This is a genomic window from Curtobacterium sp. P97 (genome assembly GCF_023712445.1).
Classification (GTDB): domain Bacteria; phylum Actinomycetota; class Actinomycetes; order Actinomycetales; family Microbacteriaceae; genus Curtobacterium.
This window is the reverse complement of sequence record NZ_JAMAYF010000002.1, coordinates 242,959-260,658: the sequence shown is the minus strand read 5'-3', so window position 1 is coordinate 260,658 and position 17,700 is coordinate 242,959. Positions and strand designations below refer to the sequence as shown.

17 protein-coding genes are annotated in these 17,700 nt (G+C 72.3%); 2 read left to right on the top strand and 15 right to left on the bottom strand.

Translation table 11 applies throughout. The features are described 5' to 3' along the window. Positions 1-29 precede the first annotated feature (29 nt). From pyrF to M3677_RS03025, 10 genes are all read right to left on the bottom strand, one after another. Positions 30-914, bottom strand: coding sequence for an orotidine-5'-phosphate decarboxylase (gene pyrF, locus M3677_RS03070; RefSeq protein ID WP_081984888.1), 885 nt, complete (start codon positions 912-914; stop codon positions 30-32). Continuing rightward, entirely contained in the window at positions 911-4,189 is a 3,279-nt protein-coding gene (gene carB / locus M3677_RS03065) for a carbamoyl-phosphate synthase large subunit (RefSeq protein ID WP_251155036.1), read from the bottom strand. The genes pyrF and carB overlap by 4 nt, the downstream gene beginning before the upstream one ends. Then, a complete protein-coding gene (gene carA / locus M3677_RS03060) occupies positions 4,189-5,418 on the bottom strand; it encodes a glutamine-hydrolyzing carbamoyl-phosphate synthase small subunit (RefSeq protein WP_209682459.1) in 1,230 nt (409 codons plus the stop codon). The genes carB and carA overlap by 1 nt, the downstream gene beginning before the upstream one ends. Further along, a complete protein-coding gene (locus M3677_RS03055) occupies positions 5,418-5,960 on the bottom strand; it encodes a hypothetical protein (protein ID WP_251155037.1) in 543 nt (180 codons plus the stop codon). The genes carA and M3677_RS03055 overlap by 1 nt, the downstream gene beginning before the upstream one ends. A 16-nt stretch (positions 5,961-5,976) precedes the next feature. Continuing rightward, on the bottom strand, positions 5,977-7,350 hold the full coding sequence (locus tag M3677_RS03050; protein ID WP_209682454.1) for a dihydroorotase: 1,374 nt from the start codon (positions 7,348-7,350) through the stop codon (positions 5,977-5,979). Further along, positions 7,347-8,309, bottom strand: coding sequence for an aspartate carbamoyltransferase catalytic subunit (locus tag M3677_RS03045; protein ID WP_066654539.1), 963 nt, complete (start codon positions 8,307-8,309; stop codon positions 7,347-7,349). Before M3677_RS03045 ends, M3677_RS03050 begins: the two co-directional genes overlap by 4 nt. After that, entirely contained in the window at positions 8,306-8,899 is a 594-nt protein-coding gene (pyrR, locus tag M3677_RS03040) for a bifunctional pyr operon transcriptional regulator/uracil phosphoribosyltransferase PyrR (RefSeq protein WP_251155038.1), read from the bottom strand. Before pyrR ends, M3677_RS03045 begins: the two co-directional genes overlap by 4 nt. A gap of 57 nt (positions 8,900-8,956) precedes the next feature. Further along, a complete protein-coding gene (nusB, locus tag M3677_RS03035; protein WP_066654543.1) occupies positions 8,957-9,442 on the bottom strand; it encodes a transcription antitermination factor NusB in 486 nt (161 codons plus the stop codon). Positions 9,443-9,453: 11 nt separating this feature from the next. Beyond that, the gene (gene efp, locus M3677_RS03030) at positions 9,454-10,017 is read right to left on the bottom strand and encodes an elongation factor P (RefSeq protein WP_058729119.1); all 564 of its coding nucleotides are present in this window, start codon (positions 10,015-10,017) and stop codon (positions 9,454-9,456) included. Between the two features lie 171 nt (positions 10,018-10,188). Continuing rightward, positions 10,189-11,877, bottom strand: coding sequence for an AarF/ABC1/UbiB kinase family protein (locus M3677_RS03025; RefSeq protein ID WP_251159764.1), 1,689 nt, complete (start codon positions 11,875-11,877; stop codon positions 10,189-10,191). Positions 11,878-12,003: 126 nt separating this feature from the next. Between M3677_RS03025 and M3677_RS03020 the strand changes: the two genes are divergently transcribed. Both M3677_RS03020 and M3677_RS03015 read left to right on the top strand, forming a co-directional pair. After that, positions 12,004-12,312, top strand: a complete 309-nt coding sequence (locus tag M3677_RS03020) for a hypothetical protein (RefSeq protein ID WP_251159763.1) — start codon at positions 12,004-12,006, stop codon at positions 12,310-12,312. Further along, the gene (locus tag M3677_RS03015) at positions 12,309-12,491 is read left to right on the top strand and encodes a hypothetical protein (RefSeq protein WP_209682440.1); all 183 of its coding nucleotides are present in this window, start codon (positions 12,309-12,311) and stop codon (positions 12,489-12,491) included. The genes M3677_RS03020 and M3677_RS03015 overlap by 4 nt, the downstream gene beginning before the upstream one ends. A gap of 17 nt (positions 12,492-12,508) precedes the next feature. Here the strand turns inward: M3677_RS03015 and aroB are convergent, their stop codons facing one another. From aroB to ruvX, 5 genes are all read right to left on the bottom strand, one after another. After that, positions 12,509-13,537: a 3-dehydroquinate synthase gene (gene aroB / locus M3677_RS03010; protein ID WP_235426639.1), complete on the bottom strand. Its 1,029-nt coding sequence runs from the start codon at positions 13,535-13,537 to the stop codon at positions 12,509-12,511. 65 nt (positions 13,538-13,602) lie between these two features. Beyond that, a complete protein-coding gene (locus M3677_RS03005; protein WP_308201960.1) occupies positions 13,603-14,289 on the bottom strand; it encodes a shikimate kinase in 687 nt (228 codons plus the stop codon). After that, entirely contained in the window at positions 14,286-15,521 is a 1,236-nt protein-coding gene (aroC, locus tag M3677_RS03000) for a chorismate synthase (RefSeq protein WP_251159762.1), read from the bottom strand. The genes M3677_RS03005 and aroC overlap by 4 nt, the downstream gene beginning before the upstream one ends. Before the next feature lie 55 nt (positions 15,522-15,576). Then, entirely contained in the window at positions 15,577-17,166 is a 1,590-nt protein-coding gene (mltG, locus tag M3677_RS02995; protein ID WP_251159761.1) for an endolytic transglycosylase MltG, read from the bottom strand. An 89-nt stretch (positions 17,167-17,255) separates the two neighbouring features. Then, complete coding sequence (gene ruvX, locus M3677_RS02990) at positions 17,256-17,699, bottom strand: Holliday junction resolvase RuvX (RefSeq protein WP_066658313.1); 444 nt, start codon at positions 17,697-17,699, stop codon at positions 17,256-17,258. Between the last annotated feature and the right edge of the window lies 1 nt (position 17,700).

Here is a 17,700-nt window from a genome sequence, read left to right as displayed (position 1 = left end):
GGGCGTCTGGTCCGTGGGCGTCTGGTCCGTCACGCGGCGGCCCCGAGTGCGGCGTGGATGCGGTCCACGCGGTCCTGCACCAGCGCGGCGACCCCGTCCGGGCCGTCGGTCAGCAACCCGCGCGACTCGTTCACCAGGACCTGCTCGGCCCGCGCACCGTACCGGGCGCGCAGGTCCTCGATCCGGGCACCCTGGGCACCGAAGCCCGGGGCGAGCACCGGCGCGTTGCCGATGGCGCCCGCGTCGATGCCGAAGTCGTCGAGGTCGAGGGTGGCGCCGAGCACGAGCCCGACGTCCCCGAGCGGCTGCTCGCCGCCGGTCCGGTTGTCGTCTGCCACAGCAAGGACGATACCGGCAGCGACGGACCGTCCGGCACGCGGCCCCTCGGCGAGCACGGCCGTCTGGAGCACGCGCGCCTCCGGGTTGCTCGTCGCCGCGAGCACGAAGACGCCCGCACCGTTCCGTCGGGCGACGTCGACCGTGCCGGCGAGGGACCCGTACCCGAGGTACGGCGAGACCGTCATCGCGTCCGCCCGGAACGGCCCGTCGCGGTCGAGCCACGCGAGCGCGTAGTCGTCGCCGGTCGAGCCGATGTCGCCCCGCTTCACGTCGGCGACGACCAGGAGGCCCGCATCGCGTGCCCGACGCAGGGTCGCGTCGAGCGCGCGGTAGCCGGGGACCCCGGCCGCCTCGAAGAAGGCGATCTGCGGCTTCACGATCGCGGCGCGGCCGGCGGCCGCGTCGACCAGGGTCGCGCCGAAGGCGGTGAGGCCCTGCTCGTCGCGGCCGAGCCCCCACGCCGCCAGGGTGGCGGCGTGGGGGTCGATGCCGACGCACAGGGGGGAACGCTCCCCCACGGCGGCGGCGAGGCGGACACCGAAGGAGGCCGGGCCTCCCGTCCGTCCGTCGCTCACCAGGTCGCGCGCTCGAGCGCGTAGTCCTGCAGGCTGCGGGCGCTGAGCGGGGTGCCGATCGTCTCGATCGCGGCGACGGCCGCACCGAGCTGCGCGATCGTCGTGAAGAGCGGCTTGTCCGCGGCGACCGTGGCCGCACGGATCTCGTAGCCGTCCGCACGACCGGCGGCGCCGGAGGGCGTGTTGATGACGATGTCGACCGCGTCGCGGGCGAGCAGGTCGACCACGCTCTCACCGCCCTCGCTGTACTTGCCGACCAGGGTGACCTCGATGCCGTTGCGGCGCAGGACCTCGGCGGTCCCCTCGGTCGCGGTGATCGTGAAGCCGAGCTGCTGCAGGCGGTGCACGGGCAGGACGACCTGGCGCTTGTCGGTGTCCGCGACGCTCACGAAGACCGTGCCGCTCGTCGGCAGGCCGCCGTACGCGGCGTCCTGCGACTTGAGGAACGCCCGCGGGAAGTCGCGGTCGATGCCCATCACCTCGCCCGTGGAGCGCATCTCGGGGCTGAGCACCGAGTCGACGACCTGGCCGTCGTGGGTGCGGAAGCGGCGGAAGGGCAGCACGGCCTCCTTGACGGCGACCGGTGCCTGCGGCGGCACCGAGGAGCCGTCCCGCTCCGGCAGCATCCCCTCGGCGACGAGCGCGTCGATCGAGGTGCCGGTCATCACGCGGGAGGCCGCCTTGGCGAGCGGGATGCCGAGTGCCTTCGACACGAACGGGACCGTGCGGCTGGCGCGCGGGTTCGCCTCGAGGACGTAGAGCACGCCCGCACCGATCGCGAACTGCACGTTCAGCAGGCCCTGCACGCCGATGCCGCGGGCGATCTTCTCGGTGGCCTCGACCACGCCGCGGATCTCCGCCTTGCCGAGTCCGACCGGCGGCAGGGTGCAGGCCGAGTCGCCGGAGTGGATGCCGGCCTCCTCGATGTGCTCCATGATGCCGCCGACGTAGAGCCGCTCGCCGTCGAAGAGCGCGTCGACGTCGATCTCCACCGCGTCGTCGAGGAACCGGTCGACCAGCAGCGGCAGGTCCGGACCGATGATCGCCTGGTCGGCCATCCGGTCGAAGTAGTCCGCCAGGGCGGCCGGGTCGTAGACGATCTCCATGCCGCGTCCGCCGAGCACGAAGGACGGGCGGACGAGGACCGGGTAGCCGATCTCCTCGGCGACCGCGGTCGCGCTCGCGAGGTCGTGGGCCGTGCCGTTCCGCGGTGCGAGCAGCCCGGCCTGCTCGAGGATCGCGGCGAACTGGCCACGCTCCTCGGCGGAGTCGATCGCGCTCGGGGTCGTGCCGAGGATCGGGATGCCGGCGGCCTCGAGGGGCTTCGCCAGGCCGAGGGCGGTCTGCCCGCCGAGCTGGACGACGACGCCGACGAGCTCACCGGAGGCCGCCTCGGCCTCGATGACCTCGAGGACGTCCTCGGTGGTGAGCGGCTCGAAGTAGAGCCGGTCCGAGGTGTCGTAGTCGGTGGAGACCGTCTCGGGGTTGCAGTTGATCATGATCGTCTCGTAGCCGGCGTCGCTCAGTGCGAACGAGGCGTGCACGCACGAGTAGTCGAACTCGACGCCCTGACCGATGCGGTTCGGGCCGGAGCCGAGGATGACGACCTTCTTCCGGTCGCTCGGGGCGACCTCGGTCTCCGCGTCGTACGACGAGTAGTGGTACGGCGTGAGGGCCGGGAACTCACCGGCGCAGGTGTCCACCGTCTTGAAGACCGGGCGGATGCCGAGCGCGTGACGGGCGTCGCGTGCCTCCTGCTCGGAGATGCCGCGCAGGGACGCGATCTGGGCGTCGCTGAAGCCGTGCTCCTTCGCCCAGCGCAGGGTGTCCGCGTCGAGCGTCTCCGCCGCACGCACCTCGTCGGCGACCTCGTTGATGAGGACGATCTGGTCGATGAACCACGGGTCGATCTTCGTGGCCTCGAACACCTCGTCCGCGGTGGCGCCGGCGACCAGGGCCTGCTGCACGGTCACGATGCGGCCGTCGGTCGGCACCTGGGCCTTCGACAGCAGCGCGTCCTTGTCGAGCTCGGCCGCCGGGGTGTCCCAGTGGAAGCTCGACCCGCGCTTCTCGAGGCTCCGCAGGGACTTCTGCAGCGCCGTTGCGTAGTTGCGGCCGATGGCCATCGCCTCGCCGACGCTCTTCATGGTGGTGGTCAGGGTGGCGTCGGCCGCCGGGAACTTCTCGAACGCGAACCGCGGGGTCTTCACGACCACGTAGTCGAGCGTCGGCTCGAAGCTCGCCGGCGTCACACGGGTGATGTCGTTCTCGATCTCGTCGAGGCGGTACCCGATCGCGAGCTTCGCGGCGATCTTCGCGATCGGGAAGCCGGTCGCCTTCGACGCGAGCGCGGACGAGCGCGACACGCGGGGGTTCATCTCGATGACGATCAGGCGCCCGTTCGACGGGTCCACGGCGAACTGGATGTTGCAGCCGCCGGTGTCGACACCGACGCGACGGATGATGTCGATGCCGATGTTCCGCATGTTCTGGTACTCGCGGTCGGTCAGCGTCAGCGCCGGGGCGACGGTGATCGAGTCGCCCGTGTGCACGCCCACGGGGTCGACGTTCTCGATCGAGCAGATCACGACCGTGTTGTCGAAGTTGTCCCGCATGAGCTCGAGCTCGTACTCCTTCCAGCCGAGGATCGACTCCTCGAGGAGCACCTCGGTGGTCGGGCTGGACTGCAGGCCGTCGCCGACGAAGCGGACGAGCTCCTCCTCGTTGTACGCGAAGCCGGAGCCGAGACCACCCATCGTGAAGGACGGCCGGACGACGAGCGGGTAGCCGAGGTCCTGCGCGAACGCCTTCGCCTCGTCCAGCGTGTGCGCGATGTGGCTGCGGGCGACGTCGGCACCGGACTCGAGCACGAGCTCCTTGAAGAGCTGGCGGTCCTCGCCGCGCTGGATGGCGTCGACCTTGGCGCCGATGAGCTCGACGTCGTACTTGTCGAGGATGCCCTCGGAGTCGAGCTTGATCGCCGCGTTGAGCGCCGTCTGCCCGCCGAGCGTCGGCAGGACCGCGTCCGGGCGCTCGATCTTGATGATCTCCTCGAGCGAGGCGCTCGTGATCGGCTCGATGTACGTCGCGTCGGCGAAGTCGGGGTCGGTCATGATCGTCGCCGGGTTCGGGTTGACGAGGATGACCCGGACGCCCTCGGCGCGGAGGACGCGGCACGCCTGGGTGCCGGAGTAGTCGAACTCGGCGGCCTGACCGATGACGATCGGGCCCGAGCCGATGACGAGGACGGAGTTGATGTCTGCGCGCTTCGGCATCAGTTGCTGCTTTCGTTCTGCGCGGCCGACGCGCCGGCGTCGGTCGTCGGGTCGGCTGCGGGGGTCGTGGCGGTGGCGGTCGCCGCGTCGAGCGGCTCCCCGTCGCGTCGCGCACGGACCAGGTCCGCGAACCGGTCGAACAGGTACATGGAGTCGTGCGGGCCGGCCGCCGCCTCGGGGTGGTACTGCACGCTGAACGCGGGCACGTCGAGCGCGCGGAGGCCCTCGACCACGTCGTCGTTCAGGGAGTAGTGCGAGACCTCGACCCGCCCGAACCCGGCCGGCGACTCGAGCACCTCGCCCAGGGGCGCGTCGACCGCGAAGCCGTGGTTCTGGCTCGTGATCTCGACCTTGCCGGTGGCGGTGTCGAGCACGGGCTGGTTGATGCCGCGGTGGCCGAACGGCAGCTTGTACGTGCCGAAGCCGAGCGCGCGACCGAGGAGCTGGTTGCCGAAGCAGATGCCGAAGAACGGGCGGCCGGTCCGCAGGGACTCCTGCAGCAGGGACACCTGCGCGTCGCTCGCGGCGGGGTCACCCGGGCCGTTCGAGTAGAACAGCGCGTCCGGGTCGAGCTGCTGCAGCGCCTCGGACGTGATGTCCTGCGGCACGACGTGCACCTCGAACCCGCGCTCGGCGAGGTAGCGGGTGGTCGAGGCCTTGACACCGAGGTCGAGCACGGCGAGCCGGCCGATCTGCTCGCCGACGGCGGGGACCACGTAGGTCTCCGGGGTCGACACGATCGACGAGAAGCTCGCGCCGGTCATCGCGGCCTGCTCGCGCACGGCCCGGAGCTGCTCCTCGGCGGACAGGTCCGCGTCGGCGCCGCTGAACACGCCGCCCTTCATGGCGCCGGCGTCGCGGATCCGGCGGGTGAGCGCGCGCGTGTCGATCCCGGAGATGCCGACGATGCCGTCGCGCACCAGGTGGTCGTCCAGCGTCGCGTTCGCGCGGTGGTTCGACACGACGCGGCTGGGGTCGCGCACCACGTACCCGGCGACCCAGATGCGACGGGACTCGGGGTCCTCGTCGTTGACACCGGTGTTGCCGATGTGCGGCGCGGTCTGCACCACGATCTGTCCGGCGTAGGACGGGTCGGTCAGCGTCTCCTGGTAGCCGGTCATGCCGGTGGCGAAGACGACCTCTCCCAGGGATCGGCCTCGGGCGCCGTACGCCCGTCCGTCGTAGCGGGTGCCGTCCTCGAGGACCAGTACGGCCCGTTCGCGTGTCATCAGTTCGTCCCTTCGCCCGCGGTGTGCGGGTGTTCGTGCGTCGTCGTCAGTCCCTGCAGGGCGGCGAGTGCTGCTGCGCCGCCCTCCGGGAACCGGAAGTAGGTGTCGAGGTCCGTCGCTGCTGCGGCGCCGGTCGCCGTCCATCGCAGACGGACCAGTCCCCCGGGTTCGACCACGCGGTCGATGGCCGCGGTGGCCCGGTCGGCGCCGCGGACGGCGGTCGCGGCGATCCACCGGTCCTCGGCTCCGGCGTGGTGCAGGACCACGCCGGTGTCGTGCACGGTCACGCCGCCGCGGCCCCGGAACCCGAGACCGCCTGCCGTGATCCGCTCGAGCGGCGCGTCGGCGCGGGTCGTCGCGACCGTGAACCCGTCCCACGACCCGACCGCCGGTCCCAGCCCGGTCGGGACCGGGACCGGAGGCACGGCTGCCGTCTGCGCGCGGGTCCGGGTCCGCCAGGTGCGCGCCATCGCGACGAACAGCGCGGCCACCAGGAGCAGGATCGCCGCTCCGGTCAGCCAGCGCAGCGCGTCGCCGCTCACCGTGTCACCGCCCGGCTCACGCGGACGCCGCCTTCGTCGACCGCGCCGACGGGGTCGCGGCTGCGGCCGCGGCGACGGTCTCGGTGTCGACGAGCACGCCGTCGAGCAGCGTCGGGTAGCCGTGGTGGAAGGTCGCGACCACCCTGCCGGGCAGCCGCATGCCGAGGTACGGCGAGTTCTGCGACTGGCCGTGCAGGTCGTCGACCGAGAACTCCCGCACCGCCGCGGGGTCGTACAGCGTCAGCTCGGCGGGGGCACCCTCGGTGATGCGCTGACCGTGCCCCTCGACCTGGCCGATGCGCGCCGGTGCCTCGGACAGCACGCGGGCGACGTCGGCCCAGTCGAGCCGGCCGTCCTCGACCACGGCGGCGTGCACGACGCTCAGCGCGGACTCGAGCCCGACCATGCCGTTCGCCGCGGCCGGCCACTCGCAGCACTTCGCCTCGGCGGTGTGCGGCGCGTGGTCGGTCGCGACGATGTCGATCGTGCCGTCGGCCAGTGCTCCGCGCAGCGCGTCGACGTCCTCGCGGGAGCGCAACGGTGGGTTCACCTTGTACCGGGCGTCGTACCCGGGTGCGCCGTCGATCCCCGCGATGAGGTCCTCGGTCAGGGTCAGGTGGTGCGGTGTGACCTCGGCGGTGACGTCGATGCCGCGGGACTTCGCCCAGCGGATCACCTCGACGCTGCCGGCGGTCGAGACGTGGCAGACGTGCAGCCGTGCGCCCACGTGGTCGGCGAGCAGGACGTCGCGGGCGATGATCGCCTCCTCGGCGACGGCCGGCCACCCGGCGAGCCCGAGCTCCGACGAGAGCCGGCCCTCGTTCATCTGCGCGCCGATCGTCAGCCGGGGCTCCTGCGCGTGCTGTGCGAGCACACCGCCGAAGCCCTTGACGTACTCGAGCGCCCGGCGCATGAGGAGCGGGTCCGACACGCAGGAGCCGTCGTCCGAGAACACCCGGACCCGGGCGCGCGAGGTCGCCATCGCGCCGATCTCGGACAGGTGCGTGCCCTGCAGCCCCTGGGACACCGCGCCGATCGGGCGGACCGTCACGTACCCGGCGTCGTCGCCGAGCGCCTGCACCTGCTCGACCACACCGGCGGTGTCGGCGACCGGCGACGAGTTCGCCATCGCGTTCACCGCGGTGAAGCCGCCGGCTGCCGCGGCCCGCGAGCCGGTCAGGACGGTCTCCGACTCCTCGGAGCCGGGCTCACGGAGGTGCGTGTGGAGGTCCACGAGCCCGGGCAGGGCGAGCAGACCGTCCGCGTCCACGACCGTCGCGCCGACCGTGTCGAGACCGGAGCCGACCGCGGTGATGCGTCGTCCCTCCAGGCGGATGTCGGCACGCGAGCCGTCGACCAGCTGGGCGCCGCGGATGAGGTGGGCGGTCATGCGACGGGCTCCTTCGGTTCGTGCTCGCCGGTCAGGGCGAGGTACAGGACGGCCATGCGGACCGACACGCCGTTGGCGACCTGCTCGACGACGGTCGAGCGCGGGTCGTCGGCGGCGACGCCGGCGATCTCCAGGCCGCGGTTCATCGGGCCCGGGTGCATGATCAGCGTGCGCTCCGAGAGGGCCGCCGCCCGTGCCGCCGTCAGGCCGAAGTGCCGCGTGTACTCGCGCGGGTTCGGGAAGAACGCGTCGTTCATCCGCTCCTGCTGGATGCGGAGCAGCATCACGACGTCCGGGTCCTCCCCGAGGGCGGCGTCCAGGTCGTGGTGCACGGCGGCGCCGAACGGACGGTCGACCGCGGGCAGCAGCGTGGGCGGCGCGGCGAAGGTCACCTCGGCACCGAGCGTGCGCAGCAGCCAGGCGTTGCTCCGGGCGACACGGCTGTGCAGGACGTCGCCGACGATCGCCACGCGGACGCCGTCGAGCGCCCGGCCGCGGCTGTCGGTGCCGTGGATCCGTCGGCGCATCGTGAAGGCGTCGAGCAGGGCCTGCGTCGGGTGCTCGTGCGTCCCGTCACCGGCGTTCACGACCGGGACGTCGATCCAGTCGGCCTCGGCGAGGACCCGCGGGGCTCCCGACGCCGGGTGGCGCATGACGATGCCGTCGATGCCCATCGCACCGAGGGTCTGCACGGTGTCCTTCAGCGACTCGCCCTTCGAGACGCTGGAGCCCTTCGCCGCGAAGTTGATGACGTCGGCGGAGAGCCGCTTGGCGGCTGCCTCGAACGAGATGCGGGTCCGGGTCGAGTCCTCGAAGAACAGGTTCACGACGGTCTTGCCGCGGAGGGCCGGGAGCTTCCGGACCTCGCGGGTGTTGACCTCGGCCATCTCCTCGGCGACGTCGAGGATCCGGACGGCCTCGGCGCGCGACAGGTCGGCGGTGGAGAGCAGGTGCTTCACGGGGCGACCCCCTGCTCGTGCTGCGGCGTGTGCTGCGGCGTCTCGTGCTGCTCGATGACGACCTCGTCGGTGCCGTCCGTCTCGGTCAGGCGCAGCGTGACCCGCTCGTCGGCGGCCGTCGGCAGGTTCTTGCCGACGTGGTCCGCCCGGATGGGCAGTTCGCGGTGGCCGCGGTCGACGAGCACCGCGAGCCGCACCGCCCGGGGCCGGCCGATGCCCTGCAGGGCGTCGAGCGCTGCCCGCACGGTGCGACCCGAGTAGAGCACGTCGTCGACCAGCACGACGACCTTGCCGTCGATGCCGCTCGTCGGGATCGTCGTGCGGTGCGGCGCACGACCGATGCCGTGGCCGAGGTCGTCCCGGTGCATCGTGACGTCGAGCGTGCCGAGCCGCTGGTCGCGGTCCGCTGCCCACTCGGGTTCGATGACGGCCAGGACGCGGTCGAGCCGCTCGGCCAGGACGGCACCCCGTGTCGGGATGCCCAGGAGCACGAGGTCCGAGGCGCCGTGGTTGGCCTCGAGGATCTCGTGCGCGATGCGTGTCAGAGCACGCGTGATGTCGGGGTGTTGCAGGACCGTTCTGGTACCCACGCCGACCTCCTTCCCCGCCTCACCGGACGGACTTAAAGGATGCTGACGTGGACAACCCTACTCGGACTCCTGGTCCCCCGCGACAGTCCGACCGGACGGTGCGGCGGCCTCGTCGGCGCTCCGACCGGACGGTGCACGGCCGCCCGCGACGGCGCCGAGGACGCCGTTCACGAAGCCGGCCGAGTCCTCCGTCGAGAGCGACTGCGCGAGCTCGACCGCCTCGGCGATCGCGACCGCGTCCGGGACCTCCGGGTTGTACCGGAGCTCCCAGACGCCCATCCGGAGGATGCAGCGGTCGAGGACGGGCATGCGGGCGACGGACCACCCCTGCGCGTGCTCGACGATCACCTTGTCGATCGCAGCGCGGTCGTCGTCGATGCCGGTGACGATCTGCCGGGCGTAGTCCCAGCTCGAGGCGCGCTCGGGCTGGTCGAGGTGCCGGACCGTCTCGGTCGCCAGGACGTCCGCGATCGGGAGCTCACGCACCTCGGCGACGTAGAGCATGTCGAGGGCGCGCTTGCGGGCCTTCGAACGAGCACTCATGTGGTCGGCGCCTAGTTGTTGACGCGGCCGAGGAAGCTGCCGTCGCGCGTGTCGATCTTCACGGTGGTGCCGTTCTCGAGGTACAGCGGCACCTGGATGCGGTGACCGGTCGCGATGATGGTCGCGTCCTTCGTGCCACCGGAGGAACGGTCGCCCTGCAGGCCCGGCTCGGTCTCGACCTCGGTGACGATCGACGTCGGGAGCTCGATGTACAGCGGGTTGCCCTCGTTCATCGCGATGGTGACCATGGCGGACTCGAGCAGGTAGTTCTTGGCGTCGCCGACGACGGTCTCCGACACGGGGACCTGGTCGTACGTGTCGGTGTCCATGAAGACGTAGGACTCGCCGTCCTGGTACAGGTACTGGTAGTCGCGGCGGTCCACGGTCGCGGTGTCGATCTTCGCGCCGGCGTTGAACGTGCGGTCGACGACCTTGCCCGAGACGACGTTCTTGAGCTTGGTGCGGACGAAGGCGCCGCCCTTGCCCGGCTTCACGTGCTGGAACTCGACGACCGACCAGAGCTGCCCGTCGATGATGAGAACGGCGCCGTTCTTGATGTCAGTGGTACTCGCCATGGGTCTTCCGTTCGATGGTGTTGTGAAGGTCTCCCGGACGTGCGTCCGGTCCCGGCGACGGCGGGGTGTGCCCGCGCCGACGCCCCGTCGAGTGTAGCGGACGGGCACGGACCGGCCGGGGCGGGGCGCAGTGCGGGCGGCGGCGCGGCTGCCCGGCCGACCACCCGTGGGTCACCGCCGGCGTCGAGCCCGCCACGCGTCGATCGCGGCCCACACCAGCAGCACCACGGCGGTACCGCCCAGGATCCCGCCCGCGGCACCGGTGGAGAGCACCGCCGTCGGCCGCGCCGGCGAGGCGAGGTACACGATCGCCAGCACGCCGGCACCCGCTCCGAGCAGGACGAGCAGGACGCGCCGGACCAGACCGGAGACCACCTCGCGGTCCCGCCGGTCCGAGAACAGCCGGATGTTCACCGCGAACCTGCCGGTCTCGAGCGCCTCGGTGATCCGGTCGACCCGTCGGGGCAGCTTGCGCGCGGCCGACACCACGCCGAAGAGCTCACGGACCGCGAGGTCCCGGACCGCTCGCGGTCGGAGCTGGTCGCGGATCTGCCGCCTCGCCAGGTCGCGGGACTCCTCGAGCAGGTCGAACGACGGCGCGAGGCTGCGCAGGGTGCCCTCGAAGATCGCCAGCGCGCGGGCCGCGGCGACGAAGTCCGGCGGCGGCTTGAGCCGGTAGCGCCCGAACACGGCGACGGCGTCGTCCACCGTCTCGACGCCGATCCGCGCACCGGGCCCGAGCTCGTCCGCGACGAACGCGGCGATGTCCCGGCGGAAGTCCGGCTCGTCCTCGACGTCACGCACCGGGGCCATGCGCATCACCGCGTCCGCGATCCGCTCGGTGTCGTCCTGGATGTACCCGGCGAGCAGGTCCTGCACGGTGCTCCGCAGGCCCGGGTCGAGCCGGCCGACGGACCCGAAGTCGATCAGGGCCGGGCGGCCGTCGGGCAGCAGCACGACGTTGCCCGGGTGCAGGTCAGCGTGGTAGATCCCGTCGAAGACGATCTGCCGGAGGAAGGCGTCGAGGACGGCCCGCATCGGGGCGTCGAGGTCCTGACCGCCCCCGGCGGCCCGGACCGCGCTGAGCGTCTCGCCCTCGAGGAACTCCATCACCATCACCCGACGCCCGGAGAGGTCGCGGTACGGCTCGGGGTAGGCGACCGCGTCCGGTCGGGCGCTCCGCGCCTGCGCCGCACGCAGTGCGGTGAGGTTCCGCATCTCCGACGTGAAGTCCACCTGCCGCACGAGGTCGTCGGCGTACTGCTGCGCGACGTCCGCGACGCCGACCTGTCGTGCCTCGGTGCTCGTCCGGGCCAGGAACCTGACGACCCGCAGCGCGATGTCGACGTCGCGCCGGACCGCGGCGTCGATCCCGGGTCGCTGGACCTTCACGGCGACGACGCTGCCGTCACGGAGGGTGGCCCGGTGCACCTGCGCGATGGACGCAGCGGCGACCGGTTCGGTGTGGAAGGACGCGAACACCTCGTCGACGGGCGCGCCCAGCTCCTCCGCGAGGAGCGCCGCGACCTCGACCGCGTCGGCGGGGCGGACGCTGCGCTGCAGGTGCGCGAGCCCCTCGGTCCACTCGTCCGGCAGCAGGTCGTCGCGCGTCGACAGGAGCTGTCCCATCTTCACGAACCCGCCGCCCGCCTCCTCGAGGGCGCGACGCAGGTGCTCGGCCTGCCGCCGCCGCAGGTCCGACGTCCCCGGGTCGCGTGAGAAGTCGAGCCGTCGGAACGGCACCAGTTCGTGGCGCCGGGCGATCGACAGGAGTGCGGCGAAGCGTCGGGCACGGGTACGCAGGCTGCCGGCGGCGACGTCCTGCTGGCCGAGGTCGCTCAGGCGGGGCGGGGTGGGCACCGCCCCAGTCTGCTCCCCGGGCCTGCGGGCCTGCCCCGTTCCTGCACAGCCGGGAGGGACGGTTCACCGCCCACAGGTCGGCTGACCGGACGCGTCAGGTCAGGTCCACTGCACGACCCTCGTGGCATGGACACTGCGCTCACCACCGCCGCGATCGCTGCGACGGCGCCGATCGCCGCTGCCGTCGTCAGTTGGTTCGGCGCGTTCCAGGCGCGACGCACCGCGGTACGCCACCACGCCTGGGAACGGTTCACATGGGCGCTCGAGCAGCGTCCCGGTGACCGTGCACACGACATCTCGATCGCTGTGCTCCGGCACCTCGCGACCGTAGCGTGGTGGTCGAAGGCCGACCGCCGGCTGGCGCACCGGGCACTGCGCCGACAGTCGCAGAGCGGCTACCGAGCAAGCACACCCACAGGAGAGGACCTCGGATGATGCGGATCTTCAAGCCACTCCCCGACGCGCTCGACCCTGACCGCGACGACGACGAGTACTGGGCGTGGGAGAACGGCGCCACACTCGACGAGTTCCGCGAATGGGAGCGGACCGGTGTGCTCACCCTCTCCATGCGGCTCAGGTGGTGGTGGCGTCGGACTCGTCCGACGCTCCGCTGATCGGGCGGGCGGACCCGCTAGACGCCGACCTCCTGGTACGCGGTGAACAGCAGGTGGTCCTCCGGACCCTCGAGGGTGGCGGGCTTGCCGACCCCGTCGAGGATGATGAAGCGCAGCATGCCCGCACGTGCCTTCTTGTCGCGCCGCATCGTGGCGAGCAGGCCCTCCCAGCGACCGAGTCCGTAGGTCGTCGGCAGCTCCAGCGACTCGAGGATCGAGCGGTGCCGGTCGACGGTGGCGTCGTCCAGGTGGCCCGTCAACCGGGCGAGCTCCGCGGCGAACACCATGCCGACGGACACCGCCGCGCCGTGTCGCCACTGGTAGCGCTCGGCGTGCTCGATCGCGTGCCCGAGGGTGTGCCCGTAGTTGAGGATCTCCCGTCGACCCTGCTCGGTGAAGTCCTCCGACACCACTTCGGCCTTCAGCGCGATCGCGAGCTCGACCACGCGGCGGAACTCGGGCGTCGTCGGGTCGGTGACGCGGGCGACGTCGGCCTCGATGACGTCCAGGATCTCGGGGACGGCGATGAAGCCGGCCTTCACGATCTCGGCGAACCCGGTGAGCACGTCGTTCCTCGGCAGCGTCCGGACGAGGTCGAGGTCGGCGACCACCGCGCGCGGGTGGTGGAACGCCCCGACCAGGTTCTTGCCCTCGTTGGTGTTGATGCCGGTCTTGCCGCCGACGCTCGCGTCGACCAGCCCGAGCACGCTCGTCGGCATCGCCAGGAACGGCACCCCGCGCAGCCACGTCGCCGCGACGAACCCGGCGAGGTCGGTGACGGCTCCCCCGCCGAGCCCGATGACGGCGTCGGTCCGGGTGAAGTCCGCCTGTCCCATGACCTGCCAGCAGAACGCGGCGACCTCGACGCGCTTGGCGGCCTCGGCGTCCGGGACCTCGGCGATCAGTGCGTCGAGACCGGCTTCGACGAGGACGGCACGCAGCTCGTTCGCCCGCGCTCCCAGGGTCGGTGCGTGCACGATGAGCACCTTCGCAACGCGGGGTCCGAGCAGCGACGGGACCGAGCCGGACAGGTCGTTGCCGACCACGACGAGGGACCCGCCCTCGCCGCCGACCCGGATCTCGGTGGTGCCCTCGGGCAGGTTCGACGCGGTCACGGTGTCCCTCCGGTGGTGTGCTCCTGGTCGGAGCCGATGTGCTCCTCAGCGGAGTCGGTGCGCTCCTCGGCGGAGCCGGTGCGCTCCTCGGCGGAGCCGGTGCGCTCCTCGCCGGAGCCGGTGCGCTCCTCGCCGGAGCCGGTCTGCTGCTCGGTCACCCACGCGACGACGTCCCGGACGACGTGCGACATCGGGCGGCGCGACGTGTCGAACGTCGCGTGTGCGAGCTCGGCGTAGGTCGCCGCCCGCTCGTCGGCGATGGTCTGCCACGCGTCGATCCCGCCCTGCGCGAGGAGCGGCCGGTCGGTCCCCGCGATCCGGGCTGCGACGGCCTCGGGTGACACGGTGAGCAGCACGACCCGGGCGCCACGCAACGCAGCACGGGTGTCCGGGTGCGTCACGGCTCCCCCACCGACGGAGACCACACCGCCGGTCGCGACGGCTGCGCGCACGGCCTCGGCCTCGAGCGCGCGGAACGCCGGCTCACCGCGGTCGGCGAAGATCCCCGGGATCGGGCCGTGCTCCCGCGCGATCACGCGATCGGTGTCCGTGAACGGCACGCCCAGGGCCTTGGCGACGCGCTTGCCGACGCTCGACTTGCCGGCCCCCATCGGCCCGATCACGACGACCGGCGCACCGGTGCCCGCGAGACCGCCGGTGGTCGACGCGTCGGCGCCGCTCACCGGACGGTCGTGGGCTCGGCCGAGCGCGACTCAGCGCCGTCCGTCCGGCGGGTGCGCAGGGTCTCCGGCAGGGCCGCCAGGTACGCGTCGAGGTTGCGCTTCGTCTCGGTCAGGCTGTCGCCGCCGAACTTCTCGAGCACGGCATCGGCGAGCACGAGCGCGACCATGGCCTCGGCGACGACGCCCGATGCCGGTACCGCGCAGACGTCGCTCCGCTGGTGGTGGGCGGCCGCGTCCTCGCCGGTGGCGACGTCGATGGTGTGCAGGGCGTGCGGCACGGTCGCGATGGGCTTCATGCCCGCGCGGACACGGAGCACCGTCCCGGTGGACATGCCGCCCTCGGTCCCGCCGGCGCGGTCGCTCGTCCGGACGATCTCGCCGTCCTCGCGGTACAGCTCGTCGTGCGCCTCGGACCCACGGCGTCCCGCGGTGGCGAACCCGTCGCCGACCTCGACGCCCTTGATCGCCTGGATGCCCATGATCGCCGCGGCGAGTCGTGCGTCGAGACGACGGTCCCAGTGCACGTGGGAGCCGAGCCCCGGCGGGACGCCGTAGAACAGGACCTCGACGACCCCGCCGAGGGTGTCGCCGTCCTTCTTCGCCGCCTCGACCTCGGTGACCATCCGCGCGGAGGTCTCCGGGTCGGCACAGCGGAGCTGGTCCTCGTCCAGGCGGTCGACGTCGTCGGGCAGGGGCAGCGGCGTGCCGTCGGGCACGCGGACGGTGCCGACCTGCAGGGTGTGCGCGATCGAGCGGATGCCGAGCTCGGCCAGGAAGGACTTCGCGACCGCGCCGAGGGCGACCCGCGCCGCCGTCTCGCGAGCGGACGCGCGTTCGAGGATCGGTCGGGCCTCGTCGAACCCGTACTTCTGCATGCCGACCAGGTCGGCGTGTCCGGGACGCGGTCGGGTCAGGGGCGCGCTGCGACCACGGGACATCTCGGTCGACTCGACCGGCTCGGGGCTCATGACCTCGACCCACTTGGGCCACTCGGTGTTGCCGATGCGGATGGCGATCGGGCTGCCGAGCGAGTACCCGTGGCGGACGCCGCCCGAGACGTGGAGCTCGTCCTGCTCGAACTTCATCCGCGACCCGCGCCCGTAGCCGAGCTTCCGACGCGCGAGGTCGGCGCGGATGGACTCGAACGACACCGGGACGCCCGCGGGCAGGCCCTCGAGCATCGCGATGAGTTCGGGTCCGTGGGACTCACCAGCGGTCAACCAACGAAGCATGTCGACCATCCTCCCACAGGGTCCGGTCGTGCGACGCGACCGGACCGCCGCGCGCCTACTGGTACTCGGGGTGTGCGCGGAGCCAGGCCTGGAACTGCTTCACGGCCACCTGGTGCTCCGCGTACGTGTCCGAGAAGACGGTCTCACCCGTGTCGAGGTCGACCGTCACGAAGTAGAGCCACTTCCCGTCGGCCATGTTCGTGACGGCCTTGATGGCCAGGTCGCCGGGGTTCGAGATCGGTGCCGGGGGCAGACCCTTGTGCACGTAGGTGTTGTACGCGTTGCCCGCGTCCGCTCGCTCCTCGTCGGTCGTGGTCACCTTGTGCGTGTTGCCCGTCCCGTAGGCGACGGTCGCGTCCGACTGCAGCGCCATGTCGATGTCGAGCCGGTTCTGGAACACCCGCGCGACCTTCGGGTAGTCGGCAGCGAGGCCGGCCTCCTTCTGCACGAGCGAGGCGAAGACGACGACCCGCTCCTGGTCACCCTCGGCCACGCCGGCGGCGGCCAGGTGCTCCTTCATCGTGTCGACCATCGACTGGAAGTACTGCTTCGCGGTCCACCCGGGGTTGATCGGGTACGTCGCCGGGAAGAGCCATCCCTCGAGCGTCGTCACGCCGGACGGGAGCCCGTACGCCTGCACGTCCTTCGCCGCTGCACTGACCTCGGCCTCGGTCAGCCCCGCCTTCGAGACCATCCCCGCCTCGATGTCCTGCAGCGCGGTCCCCTCGGGGATCACGATCGAGGCCTGGACGCGGTTGTCGGAGTCCTTGAGTGCGTCGAGCGCGGCCTTCGAGCTCATCTCCTTCTTGAGCTCGTACGAGCCCGGCTGGAACGAGACGTCCGGTGAGGTCAACAGCAGCTTGTAGAACACCTTCGAGCTCTTCACGACACCGCTGCGTTGCAGGGTCTTCGCGACGTCCTCGCCGATGTCGCCCTGCTTGATGGTCACGGTGACCTTGCTCGTCCCGTCGCCGGTGTAGTCGTCGGGCTCACTGGACCCGCCGATCGCACTGAGCACCTGCTGCACCTTGGGTGCGGCGAAGGCGTACGCGCCGACGCCGCCGCCCAGGACGAGGGCGACGATCACGATGCCCGCCACGAGCGGGCCACGTCGCCGCTTCGGCCGCGGTTCGCGTGGCGGCCGGGAGGCTCCCCCGCCTCCGGCTCCACGCCCACGTCCGCCTCCGGTACCGCCGGTTCCCCGGTCGGCTCGGGCAGGCCCGCCCGCGGCGGCAGCGGAACCGTCGACGACGCCCGCGTCACGCCCGGCCCGGCCCGGGCCGGCCTCGGCCCGCGCCGCACGCACCGCCTGCGCATCGGGCGCCCGGAGCTCCCCGGTCAGGAGTGCCCGGACGTCCGGGTGGAGCTCGTCGTCCGACCGCGCGACCGGGGCGTCCGCCGGCGATGCCGGTCGCGTCGCCGCCGTCGAGGGCTGCGACGCCGGGTCCTGGTCCGCCGGACGACGACCGTCGGTGTCCTCCGCCGGCGCCCGCCGCGCCCGCTCGGACTCGGCTGCCTCGGCCGCACGCGCCTCACGACGGGACATCGGTCGGTCGGGCTCGGCGTCGGGGTCGGTGGGGCGACGTCGCCGCCCTGCGTCGTCACCGGGCGCGATGATCGCGTCCCAGTCCAGGTCGTCTGCCAAGGGATCCTCGGTCTCTCGGGTCGGGGGCTCCACCTGGGCCCCGTCGGTCCGGGAACGACGGTCTCCCGACCCGTCCCGGGGCCGGTCGGTCAGGGGAGCGTTGCGCCGGGAGCGGCGCTGGACGCACGCTCGTGGTCGAGCGCGTGTTGCAGGATGATAACAGCGGCCGCTTGGTCGATCACGGCGCGGGACTTCTTGGTGTTCTTCCCGGCCTGGTGCAGACCGCGCTGCGCCGTCACCGTCGAGAGCCGTTCGTCGACGAGCCGTACGGTCCGGTGCTCGGCCAGCCGCTCCGCGAAGCCCCTGGCATCGGCGGTCGACGGGGTGTCGTCACCCGACATCGAGAGCGGCAGCCCCACGACGATCTCGAGCACGTCGTACTCGTCGGCCAGTTCGACGATCCGGCGCACGTCGGTCGCCTGGGCCCGGGGCACCGTCTCGACCGGGGTGGCCAGCAGGCCGTCGCGGTCGCAGACCGCGACGCCGATGCGGGCCTTGCCGACGTCGACGCCGAGCCGGCGGCCCGGACGCACC